This is a genomic window from Streptococcus halitosis (assembly GCF_023147855.1).
In the GTDB taxonomy this organism is placed as follows: Bacteria; Bacillota; Bacilli; order Lactobacillales; family Streptococcaceae; genus Streptococcus; species Streptococcus halitosis_B.
On the sequence record NZ_JAHXOP010000001.1, the window covers coordinates 143,609 to 158,338 of the forward strand.

Genomic DNA, 14,730 nt, shown 5'->3' on the forward strand with positions numbered 1-14,730 from the left:
TTATAATATTCACAAATAAAAGTTTAGGAGTTTTTTATGGTCTCTTCAGAATTTATTTCAAAGATTGAATTTGCTTGCAAGAAGAAAGAAAGTCTTTATAGCCAAAGCAAGTTTAAGTATGCGATTCGTTCCATGTTTGCAGGTGCTTTTCTGACATTTAGTACGGCTGCGGGTGCAGTTGGGGCTGACTTGATTAATAAAATCGCACCTGGTAGTGGTCGCTTCCTTTTCCCATTCGTTTTTGCTTGGGGATTGGCCTACATTGTTTTCTTGAATGCTGAGCTGGTAACTTCAAATATGATGTTTTTGACAGCTGGTAGTTTCTTGAAAAAAATTTCATGGAGAAAAACAGCTGAGATTTTACTTTACTGTACCTTGTTCAACCTTATCGGAGCTTTGATAGCAGGTTGGGGCTTTGCCCACTCAGCAGCCTATGCAAATCTAACACATGATAGCTTCATTTCAGGGGTTGTAGAGATGAAGTTAGGCCGTTCCAATGAGCTAGTCTTACTTGAAGGTATTTTAGCCAATATCTTTGTAAACATTGCTATTCTTTCCTTTGTTTTGGTGAAAGACGGTGGGGCCAAACTTTGGCTTGTCTTATCAGCAATTTACATGTTTGTATTCTTAACAAACGAACACATTGCTGCGAACTTTGCTTCTTTTGCGATTGTTAAGTTTAGTGTTGCAGCAGATTCAATTGCTAACTTTGACATACCTAATATTCTTCGTCACTGGGGTGTAACCTTTATCGGAAACTTTATCGGAGGGGGTCTCTTGATGGGCTTGCCATACGCCTTCCTCAATAAAAACGAAGATACTTATGTCGATTAAAGAAACGAGCACGAGTGAATCGTGCTTTTTTGTTTGAGATATAAGACTAGTCATAGTTGTTCCTTATATCAAAATATAGAAAAACGGTATTGGAAAAGACTAGCCTAAGATGATACAATATCCCTAATGAAGCTATTTGGAGGTCGTCTTATGACTCGTGATTTTAAATTTGAAACCCTACAATTACATGCTGGGCAAGTAGTTGATCCAGCGACCAAGTCTCGTGCAGTACCGATTTATCAAACAACATCCTTCGTTTTTGATGACACGCAGGAAGGTGCGGATCTGTTTGCTTTGAGAAAACCAGGGAACATTTATACTCGTATTACCAACCCTACAACAGCGGCATTTGAAGAAAGAATAGCTGCTCTTGAAGGTGGTGTTGGAGCGCTAGCGACAGCATCAGGTATGGCTGCTGTAACCTACACTATTTTGGCGCTTGCTCACGCAGGTGACCATGTGGTGGCTGCGTCAACTATTTACGGTGGGACCTTCAACCTCTTGAAGGAAACCCTTCCTCGTTATGGGATCACAACAACCTTTGTCGATGTGGATAATTTGGAAGAAGTGGAAGCAGCTATCAATGACAATACCAAGCTTGTCTTGATTGAAACCTTGGGGAATCCCTTGATTAACATTCCTGACTTGGAAAAATTGGCTGAGATTGCGCATAAACACCAGATTCCTCTCGTTACAGACAATACTTTTGCTACACCATATTTGATTAACGTCTTCTCTCACGGTGTAGATATTTCCATTCACTCAGCAACTAAGTTTATCGGTGGGCATGGTACGACTATTGGTGGAGTGATTGTCGATAGCGGTCGTTTTGACTGGGAAGCTTCAGGGAAATTCCCTCAATTTGTTGAGGAAGATCCAAGTTACCACAACTTGAGCTATACTCGTGATGTGGGTGCAGCAGCCTTTATTATCGCTGTTCGTGTTCAATTGCTCCGTGATACAGGTGCTGCCTTGTCGCCATTTAATGCCTTTCTCTTGCTCCAAGGGCTTGAAACTCTCTCTCTTCGTGTTGAACGTCACGTGCAAAATGCAGAGAAAATTGTTGATTTCCTTGTCAACCATCCTAAGGTAGAGAAGGTAAATTATCCAAAACTAGCTGACAGTCCATATCATGCCTTGGCTGAGAAATATTTGCCAAAAGGTGTTGGTTCAATCTTTACCTTCCATGTTAAAGGCGGAGAGGCAGAAGCTCGCAAGGTAATTGATAATTTGGAAATCTTCTCTGACCTTGCAAACGTGGCAGATGCCAAATCTCTTGTTGTCCATCCTGCGACAACCACTCACGGTCAGTTGTCAGAAAAAGATCTAGAAGCAGCAGGTGTCACACCAAATCAAATCCGCTTGTCTATCGGCCTTGAAAATGTAGAGGATTTGATTGAAGATTTGCGTTTGGCCCTGGAAAAAATTTAAAGTAGAAGATATAAACAGTGGGTTTCGACTCGCTGTTTTTGATTTTCTCTCAGGCATGATATAATGGTTACAGAAGTCTAGAAAGAGGAAAGTTATGAACGAAATTAAATGCCCCAACTGTGGGGAAGTCTTTACAGTAAATGAGAGTCAGTATGCCGAACTTTTATCCCAAGTGAGAACTGCCGAGTTTGATAAGGAATTACACGATCGCATGAAGCAAGAGCTTGCCCTAGCTGAGCAGAAGGCTATGAATGAGCAACAGTCTAAACTAGCTCAAAAAGACCAAGAAATTGCGCAATTACAGAGTCAAATCCAAAACTTTGATACAGAGAAAGAACTGGCTAAGAAAGAAGTTGAACAGACAAGCCATGAGGCTTTATTGGCCAAGGACAAGGAAGTGCAGGCCTTGGAAAGCCAATTGGTCACCTTGCGTTTGGAGCATGAAAATCAACTGCAAAAGACCCTTTCTGACCTTGAAAGAGAGCGTGATCAGGTCAAAAACCAGCTCCTCTTGCAAGAAAAGGAAAATGAGCTGTCTTTGGCTTCTGTTAAGCAGAATTACGAAGCCCAGCTTAAGGCAGCCAGTGAACAGGTCGAGTTCTATAAGAATTTCAAAGCCCAACAATCAACCAAGGCAATTGGGGAAAGTTTGGAACAGTATGCAGAGAGTGAGTTTAACAAGGTTCGTAGTTTTGCCTTTCCAAATGCCTACTTTGAGAAGGATAACAAGGTCTCTGCGCGTGGGTCTAAAGGGGACTTTATCTTTCGAGAATGTGATGAAAATGGAGTGGAAATTATTTCCATCATGTTTGAGATGAAAAATGAAGCGGATGGAACAGAGAAGAAGCATAAGAATGCGGACTTCTACAAGGAATTGGACAAGGACCGTCGGGAGAAGAACTGTGAGTATGCCGTTTTGGTGACTATGTTAGAAGCAGATAACGACTACTTTAACACAGGGATTGTTGACGTCAGTCACGAGTATGAAAAGATGTATGTGGTTCGTCCCCAGTTCTTTATCCAGTTGATTGGTCTCTTGCGAAATGCGGCGCTTAATTCTTTGAAATATAAGCAAGAGTTGGCACTTGTCCGTGAACAAAACATTGATATCACTCACTTTGAGGAAGATTTGGATGCCTTTAAACTAGCCTTTGCCAAGAACTATAACTCCGCTTCGACCAACTTTGGTAAAGCTATTGATGAAATCGACAAGGCCATCAAACGCATGGAAGAGGTCAAGAAGTTCCTAACCACATCTGAAAACCAACTCCGCCTCGCTAATAACAAATTGGAAGATGTTTCTGTTAAAAAATTGACTCGAAAAAATCCAACTATGAAAGCGAAGTTTGAAGCGCTGAAGGGGGAGTAGGAGGATCCTATGCAGATACGAAAAGCAACCATGAAAGATGCTAAAGCACTACTGTCTCTATACGAAGACTTGGGCTATCCAACGACCGCTTCTAAGCTGTCTCGACGTTTAGAAATGATTCTTTCTCAACCACATTATGGCTGTCTTCTAGCTGAAAGAAACGGAGAAATTTTAGGTTTCTTAGGTTATGCGAAGCTCTTCTTTTTTGAATCAGATGGATCTTACTATCGTATTTTAGCTTTGTCAGTTGCAAAAGAAACAAGACGACAAGGAATTGCCAGTAGGCTAATCGATGAATTGAAAAAACAAGCGGTAAAAGAAGGAGTTGAGGCACTGGCTCTAAATAGTGGATTAACTGCTGAACGAAATGCTGCACATCAGTTTTATCAGACAGTTGGATTTGAAAAAGTGACTGCCGGCTTTGCCTTGTATTTAAAAACTCAACATAGATAAATCATGAAAAAATAGTAGAGGGAACGAAGTAATATCTTCAACAAAAGGGAAAAACTTATATTTTAACGACAAGGGCATGGATTATGTGACCTTTGGTAAAGGAAAGAAGTCTTTCGTAATCATAAAGAGAGTTTTAGTATTTTTAGAAAGTTAATGAATGAACGGTATTATCAATTTAAAAAAAGAAGCGGGGATGACCTCGCATGACGCGGTTTTTAAGCTGCGTAAGATTTTGGGAACCAAGAAAATTGGTCATGGTGGAACCTTGGATCCGGATGTGGTGGGTGTTTTGCCTATTGCGGTGGGCAAGGCGACCCGCATGGTCGAGTTCATGCAGGATGAGGGTAAGGTCTATGAGGGGGAGATCACTCTTGGTTATTCAACGACGACTGAGGATGCCAGTGGAGAAGTGGTCGCAGAGACACCTGTTTTGTCGCCCTTGGATGAAACCATTGTCGATGAATCGATTGCGAGTCTGACTGGGCCTATTACTCAGATTCCGCCTATGTACTCGGCTGTCAAGGTCAATGGTCGTAAGCTCTATGAGTATGCGCGTGCAGGTCAGGAAGTGGAGCGTCCAGAACGTCAGATCACTATTTTTCAATTTGAGAGGACGAGTCCGATTTCTTATGAGGATCACCTCGCACGTTTTACATTTCGTGTAAAATGCAGTAAAGGGACTTATATCCGTACCTTGTCTGTTGACTTGGGAGAGAAGCTGGGTTATGCGGCCCATATGTCCCATTTGACTCGGACGAGTGCAGCAGGTTTGCAGCTAGAAGATGCTCTTACCTTGGACGAAATTGCTGCAAAAGTGGAGGCTGGTCAGCTGGACTTTCTCCATCCTCTTGAGATTGGTACAGGAGATCTTGTCAAAGTTTTCCTAACTCCAGAAGAGGCTACAGAAGTGCGCTTTGGTCGTTTTATCGAGCTAGACCAAACGGACAAAGAATTGGCTGCCTTTGAAGGAAATACATTGCTAGCCATTCTAGAAAAAAGGGGCAATCTCTACAAGCCAAGGAAGGTTTTTGTCTAGTTTAACTAGATTGTGGGGATGGATTTATTTCCCATAGACTATCCAAATCAGACTATAAATTTTGCAAAAAATGTGATAGAATAGACGACGGATAAAAAAACGGAGGATAGCATGCAAAATAGACCAATCATTATCGGAGTGACAGGTGGTTCTGGTGGAGGAAAAACCAGTGTTTCAAGAGCCATTTTATCGCATTTCCCTGATGAAAAGATTTCCATGATTGAGCATGATTCATACTACAAGGATCAGTCTCATTTGACCTTTGAAGAGCGCGTCAAAACCAACTACGACCATCCATTTGCCTTTGATACAGACTTGATGATCGAGCAGATTAAGGAATTGTTGGCAGGGCGCCCAGTGGACATTCCAACTTATGACTATACAGAGCATACGCGGAGTAGCAAGACCTATCGTCAGGAGCCTCAGGATGTCTTTATCGTTGAGGGAATTTTGGTCTTGGAGGACAAGCGTCTGCGCGATTTGATGGATATCAAGATTTTTGTGGATACAGATGATGATGTGCGCATTATTCGTCGTATCAAGCGTGATATGGAGGAGCGTGGCCGTAGTTTAGATAGCGTTATTGACCAGTACTTGGGTGTAGTTAAACCTATGTACCACCAGTTTATCGAGCCGACTAAGCGTTATGCCGATATCGTCATTCCTGAGGGAGTCAGCAATACCGTTGCTATCGATCTTTTGACGACCAAGATTGCAAAGATTTTGGAAGAAGCGAGAAACAGCAAATAATCAGATGAGGAGGCCTAGCCTCCTTTTTCTATTTTTCCTTTAGTTTCAGTAGGAAAAAGGTGATTTTTAAGCATGTTTTTGGTATAATAATACCCATGGAAAAGCAAGAAAATGAATAGTAGGTGGAGATGGAAAAGTATTTATCGGTAACAACTTTGACCAAGTATCTGAAAATGAAATTCGATAAAGACCCTTACTTGGAACGGGTCTATTTAACTGGTCAAGTTTCCAACTTTCGTAAACGACCTACTCACCAATATTTCTCTTTAAAAGATGACCATGCAGTTATTCAAGCAACCATCTGGTCGGGGATCTATCAGAAATTAGGTTTCGACCTGGAAGAAGGTATGAAGATCAATTTAATTGGGCGTGTGCAGGTTTATGAACCCAGTGGGAGCTACTCTATCATCATTGAAAAGGCTGAGCCTGATGGGGTTGGGGCGCTCGCGATTCAGTTTGAACAACTCAAGAAAAAATTGACAGAAGAAGGCCTGTTTCAAGAACGCTTCAAGCAACCTCTTCCCCAGTTTTCTAAGCGAATTGGTGTAGTAACCAGTCGCAGTGGAGCCGTTATTCGAGATATTATCACGACCGTCAGCAGGCGTTTTCCTGGTGTTGATATCCTTCTCTATCCGACAAAGGTGCAAGGTGATGGAGCTGCTGAGGAAATTGCTCGAAATATTGCGCGTGCCAATCAACGTGAGGACCTAGATGTTCTCATCATTGGTCGTGGTGGTGGTTCCATCGAGGATCTCTGGGCCTTTAACGAAGAAATTGTGGTACGGGCTATTTTTGAATCCCGTTTGCCCATCGTCTCTAGTGTTGGTCATGAGACGGATGTGACCTTGGCGGATTTTGTGGCAGATAGACGGGCTGCGACGCCAACAGCTGCGGCTGAATTGGCAACGCCTGTGACCAAGTTGGATCTCTTGAGCCATTTGCAAAATCAAGAAAAACGAATGACAACAGCAGTCCGAAATGTCATATCTAAGAAACAAGAAGCTCTGAAAAAATGCAGTCAGTCAGTCATCTTTAGACAGCCAGAGCGCTTGTATGATGGTTATTTGCAACGGTTAGATCAACTGCAACTGCGATTAAAACAAAGTTTGCGAACACGGATTTCTGATAACAAACAGCTAGTCCAAGGAAGGACGCATCGACTAGTCCAGTTATCACCTGTTACCAAAATCCAGCGTTATCAAGACCGTCTAGGTCAGTTGGACAAGCTCCTACGCAGCCAAATGGCGTTGGTTTATGATGCCAAGGTTGCTGAAGTCAAGCGACTTTCAGAAGCTTTGACGATGTTGGATACCAGTCGAATCGTGGCGCGTGGTTATGCTATTGTCAAAAAAGAAGAGTCAGTTATCGATTCGGTTGAGAGTTTGAAGAAAAAAGACCAAGTGACGCTTTTGATGCGAGATGGTCAAGTAGAATTAGAGGTTAAAGATGTCAAAACAAAAGAAATTTGAGGAAAATCTAGCAGAACTGGAGACAATTGTCCAAAGTTTGGAAAATGGCGAAATCGCTCTAGAAGATGCGATTGCGGCCTTTCAAAAGGGAATGGTCTTGTCAAAAGAGCTCCAAACGACGCTGGACAAGGCTGAAAAGACCTTGGTCAAGGTCATGCAAGAAGACGGAACAGAAAGTGATTTTGAATGAAGAAGCAAGAAAAATTAGCTCTTGTTGAATCGGCTTTGGAAGATTTTTATGGAGACCAGCAGTTTGCCTCTAGTTTGCGAGAGTCCGTTCTCTATTCCATTCATGCTGGTGGCAAGCGTATTCGGCCTTTTCTCTTGTTAGAAGTTCTGGAAGCCTTGCAAGTCGCTATTAAACCAGCACACGCGCAGGTGGCTGCGGCCTTGGAAATGATTCATACAGGGAGCTTGATTCACGATGATCTTCCTGCCATGGATGATGACGATTACCGTCGAGGGCGTTTAACCAATCATAAGAAATTTGGCGAAGCGATGGCAATATTGGCAGGAGATGCCTTGTTCCTAGATCCCTATGCCTTGATCGCGCAGGCAGATTTACCAAGTCAGATCAAGGTGGATTTGATTGCCAACTTATCCCTTGCTTCAGGAAGTCTAGGCATGGTTGCAGGGCAGGTTTTAGATATGGAAGGCGAACACCAGCATTTGTCCTTGGAAGAACTCCAGACCATTCATGCCAATAAAACTGGAAAATTACTAGCCTATCCTTTCCAATCCGCCGCTATCATAGCAGAATTAGCGCCTGAAATCCAAGCAAAACTGAAAACGGTTGGTGAATTAATTGGACTTGCCTTTCAAGTTCGAGATGATGTGCTGGATGTGACAGCTAGTTTTGAGGAAATCGGCAAAACACCGCAAAAGGATTTACAGGCTGAAAAATCAACCTATCCAGCCTTGCTGGGCTTGGAGGAGGCGACTGCCTTTTGTAACCAAACTCTGGATCAAGCCAAGGCTAAATTAGAAGAAATTGCCCAGCAGGTTCCCTTTGAAACAGAATCGATTGTGAAAGTAGTAGAAAGTTTGAGAATCAATGGCTAAGGAAAGAGTGGATGTACTAGCTTATAAACAGGGCTTGTTTGAAACGCGAGAACAGGCCAAGCGTGGTGTCATGGCAGGTCTAGTCGTAGCAGTCCTTAATGGAGAACGCTTTGACAAACCAGGAGAGAAAATCCCAGATGACACTGAGCTAAAACTCAAGGGTGAAAAACTCAAGTATGTCAGTCGTGGTGGTCTAAAACTGGAGAAGGCCTTGCAGGTCTTTGATTTGTCAGTCGAGGGAGCGACAACGATTGATATTGGGGCTTCCACTGGAGGATTTACTGACGTCATGTTGCAAAATGGTGCTGAGTTGATCTTTGCAGTCGATGTTGGCACCAATCAGTTGGCTTGGAAATTACGTCAAGACCCGCGGGTTGTCAGCATGGAGCAGTTTAATTTTCGTTATGCTGAAAAGACTGATTTTGAGCAGGAACCAAGCTTTGCCAGTATTGATGTGAGTTTCATTTCCCTGAGTCTGATTTTGCCTGCTTTGCATAGTGTCTTGGCTGATCAAGGTCAGGTCGTGGCTCTGGTTAAGCCCCAGTTTGAAGCAGGTCGTGAGCAGATTGGGAAAAATGGGATTATTCGTGATGCTAAGGTTCATCAGAATGTCCTTGAATCTGTCACTGCTATGGCAGTTGAACAAGGTTTTTCAGTGCTTGGATTAGACTATTCACCAATCCAAGGTGGACATGGAAACATCGAATTTCTGGTATATTTGAAAAAGGAAGAGGGAGCAAGTAACCAAGTTGCTCCTGAAATAGAAAAAGTTGTAGAGAGAGCACATAGAGAATTTAAAGATGAATAAAAAAGAGAGACTTGAAAAAATTAGAAGATTTGTTACGGATTATCAAATCGGGACTCAGGAAGAAATCGTTGAGCATTTGAAGGAAGCAGGTATTTCTGCTACGCAAGCCACTGTCTCAAGGGACATCAAAGAGCTTGGTATTGTTAAAATTCCTTTGAAGAACAACACCTATATCTATGAGTTGCCAAAATCAATCGTCAAAAGTTTGCAGTTGGCCGAGGACAACATTGTGAGTTCTGAGTTAATGGGAAATATGATCAACCTTTCTGTCATTCCTGGAAATACTATTTTTGTGAAAAGTCAGTTGGTTGAAGCATTTTCTGAACAGATTTTTAGCTGTCTAGCTGATGATGATTCAATCTTAATTGTAGCTAGAACAGCAGAGGCAGCTGAAGAAATTGTTGAACAAGTCAAAAAATGGTAGGTCAGTATGTTACTTGAAATTTCGATAAAAAACTTTGCCATTATTGAGGCGATTTCCCTCAATTTTGAAAAGGGTATGACTGTTTTGACCGGAGAAACGGGTGCTGGAAAGTCTATCATTATCGATGCTATGAATCTCATGTTGGGGGCTCGTGCAACGACAGACGTTATTCGTCACGGTGCGCCAAAGGCAGAGATTGAGGGGCTTTTTTCGGTTGAAAATAGTCGCCTTTTACAGGAAATTTTTGAAGAGCAAGGTTTGGAAATGGGTGATGAAATTATCATCCGCCGGGAAATTCTGCAAAATGGTCGTAGTGTTAGTCGCGTGAATGGTCAGATGGTCAATCTTTCCGTCTTGCGTGCTATTGGGCAACACCTTGTGGATATCCATGGTCAGCATGACCAAGAGGAGTTAATGCGTCCTCAACTGCACATTCAGATGTTGGATGAGTTTGGTGATGCAGCTTTCTTGGACTTGAAGGAGACCTATCAGACGAGCTTTGATGCCTATCGCAAAATGCGCAAGCAGGTTCTGGAAGTCAAGAAAAACCAACAGGAACACAAGGCTCGTATTGAAATGTTGGAATTTCAAATGGCAGAGATTGAGGCGGCAAACTTGCAAGCTGGTGAAGACTTGGCTCTCAACCAAGAACGAGATAAACTCCTCAATCATAAAAATATTGCGGATACGCTAACCAATGCCTATAGCATGTTGGACAATGAGGAATTCTCCAGTCTTGCTAATGTCCGTTCAGCCATGAATGACATGGAAAGTGTCGAAGAATATGACCCTGAATACCGTGAGATTTCAAGTTCTCTATCAGAGACCTACTATGTTTTAGAAGATATTACCAAGCGTTTAGAAGATATTATTGAGGACTTGGATTTTGATGGCAATCGTCTCATGCAGGTTGAAAATCGCTTAGACCTTCTGAATACTATTACTCGCAAGTACGGTGGGACTGTAGACGATGTCTTGCTTTACTTCGCCAAGATTACGGATGAGTACAATCTCTTGACTGGAAATAACCTTTCTTCCGAAGATATGGAAGCAGAGCTCAAGAAATTGGAAGTTAATCTTGTTGATTTGGCAGGTCAGCTTGCATCCGCTCGTCATGATTTGGCCAAGCAGCTTGAGGCAGAGATTAAACAAGAACTGCAAGATCTCTATATGGAGAAGGCACAGTTCCAGGTTCGTTTTAACAAGGGGAAATTTAGTCGTGAGGGGAATGAAACAGTTGAGTTTTACATTTCCACCAACCCGGGTGAGGACTTTAAACCCTTGGTCAAAGTTGCATCTGGTGGGGAATTATCCCGTCTCATGTTGGCTATCAAGTCAGCCTTTTCTCGTAAGGAAGGAAAGACAAGTATTGTCTTTGATGAGGTGGATACGGGAGTTTCAGGTCGTGTGGCCCAAGCCATTGCTCAAAAGATTCATAAGATTGGCCAGCATGGTCAGGTTCTTGCTATCTCTCACCTTCCACAAGTGATTGCCATCGCGGATTATCAATTCTTTATTGAGAAGATTAGTGATGAGCACTCTACGGTGTCGACGGTTCGTCTCTTGACTTTAGAAGAGCGAGTAGAGGAAGTAGCTAAGATGTTAGCTGGGGAGAATGTAACAGAAGCAGCCCTTACCCAAGCCAGAGAATTATTGCAAACGAGGGAGAAATAAATGACAGACTATTATGTAATTGGAGATGTTCACGGAAAGGCAGGTATGCTAGAAGATCTGCTCAAAACCTGGGATGGTCAAACTCAGCTGCTCTTTCTAGGGGATTTGATTGACCGTGGTGAGGATAGTCGCCGTGTTCTAGAAATGGTCAAGGACTTGGTGGACAATCAAGGGGCTATCTGTCTATCAGGAAACCACGAGTATATGTTTTTGACTTGGCTTGATGACCCAGAAGAAAGCTATGACCATTATCGCCGCAATGGTGGAGATACAACCATCAACTCTATCCTAGGTCGTCCCTTGGATGCACCAGTTGATGGCGTAGAAGATGCCAAACGGGTTGCGACTGAAGCAGCAGACTTGGTCGAATTTATTCGTCAAATGCCATTTGTAGTAGAGACAGACAAATATATCTTTGTTCACGCAGGTATTGATTTAACTTTGGATGATTGGCATGAAACAACAGATTATAAGAAAGTCTGGCTCAGAAAGCCATTCCACGAAGCCGAAAATCATACTGGAAAAACCATTGTCTTTGGGCATACACCGGTTTATGGTTTGCTCAAGCAAGACCGAGGTACAGCTGAGCTTTGGATAACAGAGGATGGCAAGATTGGCATGGATGGAGGAGCTGTTTATGGTGGTGTCCTTCATGGAATCGTCTTTACAGACCAAGGAATGACCGAACACCACTTTATCGAAAATGATGGTTTTATTGCCGAAGATTAGTACTCCTAGCAGGGTATGGTCTTGTCAAAATGTTAAAAACAATTTATAATTAATAGATACCCTGAAAGGAAGAGCATCATGAACTTAGAAGAATTGAAGAAACGACAGGAGAAGATTCGGAACTTCTCTATTATCGCCCATATTGACCATGGGAAATCAACCCTAGCAGACCGCATTTTGGAAAAGACGGAGACCGTTTCTAGTCGTGAAATGCAAGCCCAGCTTCTGGATAGTATGGATCTTGAGCGTGAACGTGGGATTACCATTAAACTCAATGCCATTGAGCTCAATTACACTGCAAAAGATGGCGAAACCTATATTTTCCACTTGATTGATACACCAGGACACGTGGACTTTACCTATGAAGTGTCGCGTTCGCTAGCTGCCTGTGAAGGAGCGATTTTGGTGGTTGATGCGGCCCAAGGGATTGAAGCTCAAACTCTTGCTAACGTTTATCTAGCCTTGGACAATGATTTGGAAATTCTGCCAGTCATTAACAAGATTGACCTTCCAGCAGCTGATCCAGAGCGTGTTCGTACAGAGATTGAGGATGTCATCGGACTGGATGCCAGCGAAGCAGTCTTAGCTTCAGCCAAAGCTGGTATTGGTATTGAAGAAATTCTTGAGCAGATCGTTGAAAAAGTGCCAGCACCAACGGGTGATGTTGCAGCTCCATTAAAAGCCTTGATTTTCGACTCAGTTTATGATGCCTATCGTGGGGTTATCCTCCAAGTGCGTGTTATGGACGGAGTGGTTAAACCTGGCGATAAGATTCAGCTCATGAGCAATGGCAAGACCTTTGATGTGACGGAGGTCGGTATTTTCACGCCGAAAGCAGTTGGTCGTGATTTTCTTGCGACTGGTGACGTTGGTTATATTGCGGCTTCTATCAAAACGGTTCAAGATACCCGTGTGGGTGATACAGTTACTCTAGCAAGCAATCCAGCAACAGAACCGCTAGATGGATACAAGCAGATGAATCCTATGGTCTTTGCGGGTCTTTATCCAATCGAATCAAACAAGTACAATGACCTTCGTGAAGCCCTTGAAAAATTGCAGCTCAACGATGCTAGCTTGCAGTTTGAACCAGAAACATCTCAGGCGCTTGGATTTGGTTTCCGTTGTGGATTTCTTGGGCTTCTCCATATGGATGTTATTCAAGAGCGTTTAGAACGTGAGTTCAATATTGACCTCATCATGACAGCTCCGTCTGTTATTTACAAGGTTAACCAAACTGACGGTGAATCTATGGATGTGTCTAACCCCTCTGAATTTCCAGATCCAACCAAGATTGCGACTATTGAAGAACCGTATGTCAAGGCGCAAATCATGGTACCGCAGGAGTTTGTCGGAGCAGTGATGGAACTGGCTCAGCGCAAGCGTGGGGATTTTGTGACCATGGACTATATTGATGACAATCGTGTGAATGTTATCTATCAAATTCCACTTGCTGAAATCGTCTTTGACTTTTTTGATAAGCTCAAGTCTTCGACACGTGGTTATGCAAGCTTTGACTACGAATTGTCAGAGTATCGCCCATCTAAACTGGTCAAAATGGATATTCTTCTCAATGGAGACAAGGTGGATGCCCTCAGCTTTATCGTTCACAAGGATTTTGCCTACGAACGTGGGAAACTCATCGTGGATAAGCTCAAGAAAATCATCCCTCGTCAACAATTTGAGGTGCCGATTCAAGCAGCTATTGGGCACAAAATCGTGGCTCGTACTGATATCAAGGCCCTTCGTAAGAACGTACTTGCCAAGTGTTACGGTGGTGACGTTTCTCGTAAACGCAAACTCCTTGAAAAACAAAAAGCTGGTAAGAAACGCATGAAAGCTATCGGATCAGTAGAAGTCCCACAAGAAGCCTTCCTTAGCGTCTTGAGCATGGATGAAGAATAGAAATAAAAAAACTCTTGAAGATTTTTCAAGAGTTTTTGCTTTAAATGAGAGTGATAAAATCGGAAGCTAACAGAATCGATTAGGTTAGAATTTGACAGAAGTCCTTATTTTTCTTATAATGCAGATGGAAAGGTGGTAGGATGAAAAAATTATTAATTTTAGGTACTGTAGTTACTGTTAGTGTTTTTTTAGCTTCATGTTCTAATAAATCGCAAACAGCAACCGAAGAAAGTTCGACTGCGGTTGTTAGTTCTTCAAGCAGTCAGGAAACGAGTAGCACTAGTTCTGATGTTTCTGAAGCGAAAAAGGAAGAGACGCAAATCATCGGTTCGAATGAATATGGATTTGTCAAGGTACCCAAATCATGGGTTCGATTCCATGAAGTAGAAGGTGGAAATGATATACAGTATTGTGATGGAACAGATATCAACATTGTTACGCTGAATACCTTTAAGGCTGAGCAGTTCAATATCAGCGAAGAAGAGTATGCTAAACTAGATGTTGTGACTGTCTTATCTAGTATTTTAACTTCCAAAGAACAAAGCTCTGATTTCAGTAAGGTTTGGGGCTCCAAATCGACCATTGGAGGCTATGAAGCCTATGTTGTCAATGCAATTGCTAAATCAGGGAAATACCTCGTTACCTGGGTTTTCCGATCAAATGATGGTAAAATCCGCTATGTTTCACTTGAAGGAGATGGGGAAACTTTAAAAACAATCTTACCGATGGTTGAAAGTAGCTGGTCAACTACTAAAGCTGAATAAATGAAAAAAAGAAGATTCTTGGTCT

General features: G+C 42.5%; 15 protein-coding genes and 1 pseudogene. All 16 read left to right on the plus strand.

Annotated features, from left to right (window positions below; genetic code table 11):
- Nucleotides 1-36 precede the first annotated feature (36 nt).
- Nucleotides 37-834, plus strand: coding sequence for a formate/nitrite transporter family protein (locus tag KZX55_RS00730; RefSeq protein WP_000254786.1), 798 nt, complete (start codon nucleotides 37-39; stop codon nucleotides 832-834).
- Nucleotides 835-984: 150 nt separating this feature from the next.
- Nucleotides 985-2,265 carry an O-acetylhomoserine aminocarboxypropyltransferase/cysteine synthase family protein gene (locus tag KZX55_RS00735; protein WP_248022781.1) on the plus strand — a complete coding sequence of 427 codons (1,281 nt, stop codon included), beginning with the start codon at nucleotides 985-987 and terminating at the stop codon, nucleotides 2,263-2,265.
- A 94-nt stretch (nucleotides 2,266-2,359) separates the two neighbouring features.
- Nucleotides 2,360-3,634 (plus strand): DUF2130 domain-containing protein, encoded by a 1,275-nt coding sequence (locus tag KZX55_RS00740; RefSeq protein WP_248022783.1) that lies wholly within the window; start codon nucleotides 2,360-2,362, stop codon nucleotides 3,632-3,634.
- A 9-nt stretch (nucleotides 3,635-3,643) separates the two neighbouring features.
- Entirely contained in the window at nucleotides 3,644-4,087 is a 444-nt protein-coding gene (locus tag KZX55_RS00745; protein ID WP_248022786.1) for a GNAT family N-acetyltransferase, read from the plus strand.
- A gap of 31 nt (nucleotides 4,088-4,118) precedes the next feature.
- Nucleotides 4,119-4,211, plus strand: a pseudogene (locus KZX55_RS00750) (alpha/beta fold hydrolase); the annotation flags it as partial.
- Nucleotides 4,212-4,244: 33 nt separating this feature from the next.
- On the plus strand, nucleotides 4,245-5,123 hold the full coding sequence (truB, locus tag KZX55_RS00755; RefSeq protein ID WP_248022794.1) for a tRNA pseudouridine(55) synthase TruB: 879 nt from the start codon (nucleotides 4,245-4,247) through the stop codon (nucleotides 5,121-5,123).
- Nucleotides 5,124-5,234: 111 nt separating this feature from the next.
- A complete protein-coding gene (gene udk / locus KZX55_RS00760; RefSeq protein ID WP_001181376.1) occupies nucleotides 5,235-5,873 on the plus strand; it encodes a uridine kinase in 639 nt (212 codons plus the stop codon).
- Nucleotides 5,874-6,001: 128 nt separating this feature from the next.
- Nucleotides 6,002-7,342 (plus strand): exodeoxyribonuclease VII large subunit, encoded by a 1,341-nt coding sequence (xseA, locus tag KZX55_RS00765; RefSeq protein WP_248022803.1) that lies wholly within the window; start codon nucleotides 6,002-6,004, stop codon nucleotides 7,340-7,342.
- A complete protein-coding gene (locus KZX55_RS00770) occupies nucleotides 7,320-7,532 on the plus strand; it encodes an exodeoxyribonuclease VII small subunit (protein WP_049505917.1) in 213 nt (70 codons plus the stop codon). Before xseA ends, KZX55_RS00770 begins: the two co-directional genes overlap by 23 nt.
- The gene (locus KZX55_RS00775; protein ID WP_248022805.1) at nucleotides 7,529-8,404 is read left to right on the plus strand and encodes a polyprenyl synthetase family protein; all 876 of its coding nucleotides are present in this window, start codon (nucleotides 7,529-7,531) and stop codon (nucleotides 8,402-8,404) included. Before KZX55_RS00770 ends, KZX55_RS00775 begins: the two co-directional genes overlap by 4 nt.
- Entirely contained in the window at nucleotides 8,397-9,212 is an 816-nt protein-coding gene (locus tag KZX55_RS00780; RefSeq protein ID WP_248022807.1) for a TlyA family RNA methyltransferase, read from the plus strand. The genes KZX55_RS00775 and KZX55_RS00780 overlap by 8 nt, the downstream gene beginning before the upstream one ends.
- Nucleotides 9,205-9,636: an arginine repressor gene (locus tag KZX55_RS00785; RefSeq protein WP_001034391.1), complete on the plus strand. Its 432-nt coding sequence runs from the start codon at nucleotides 9,205-9,207 to the stop codon at nucleotides 9,634-9,636. Before KZX55_RS00780 ends, KZX55_RS00785 begins: the two co-directional genes overlap by 8 nt.
- Before the next feature lie 6 nt (nucleotides 9,637-9,642).
- On the plus strand, nucleotides 9,643-11,310 hold the full coding sequence (recN, locus tag KZX55_RS00790) for a DNA repair protein RecN (RefSeq protein ID WP_248022810.1): 1,668 nt from the start codon (nucleotides 9,643-9,645) through the stop codon (nucleotides 11,308-11,310).
- Nucleotides 11,311-12,039: a metallophosphoesterase family protein gene (locus tag KZX55_RS00795; protein WP_045591141.1), complete on the plus strand. Its 729-nt coding sequence runs from the start codon at nucleotides 11,311-11,313 to the stop codon at nucleotides 12,037-12,039.
- 78 nt (nucleotides 12,040-12,117) lie between these two features.
- On the plus strand, nucleotides 12,118-13,941 hold the full coding sequence (gene lepA, locus KZX55_RS00800) for a translation elongation factor 4 (protein ID WP_248022813.1): 1,824 nt from the start codon (nucleotides 12,118-12,120) through the stop codon (nucleotides 13,939-13,941).
- A gap of 140 nt (nucleotides 13,942-14,081) precedes the next feature.
- Nucleotides 14,082-14,705, plus strand: a complete 624-nt coding sequence (locus KZX55_RS00805) for a hypothetical protein (protein ID WP_248022814.1) — start codon at nucleotides 14,082-14,084, stop codon at nucleotides 14,703-14,705.
- The last annotated feature ends 25 nt before the right edge of the window (nucleotides 14,706-14,730 follow it).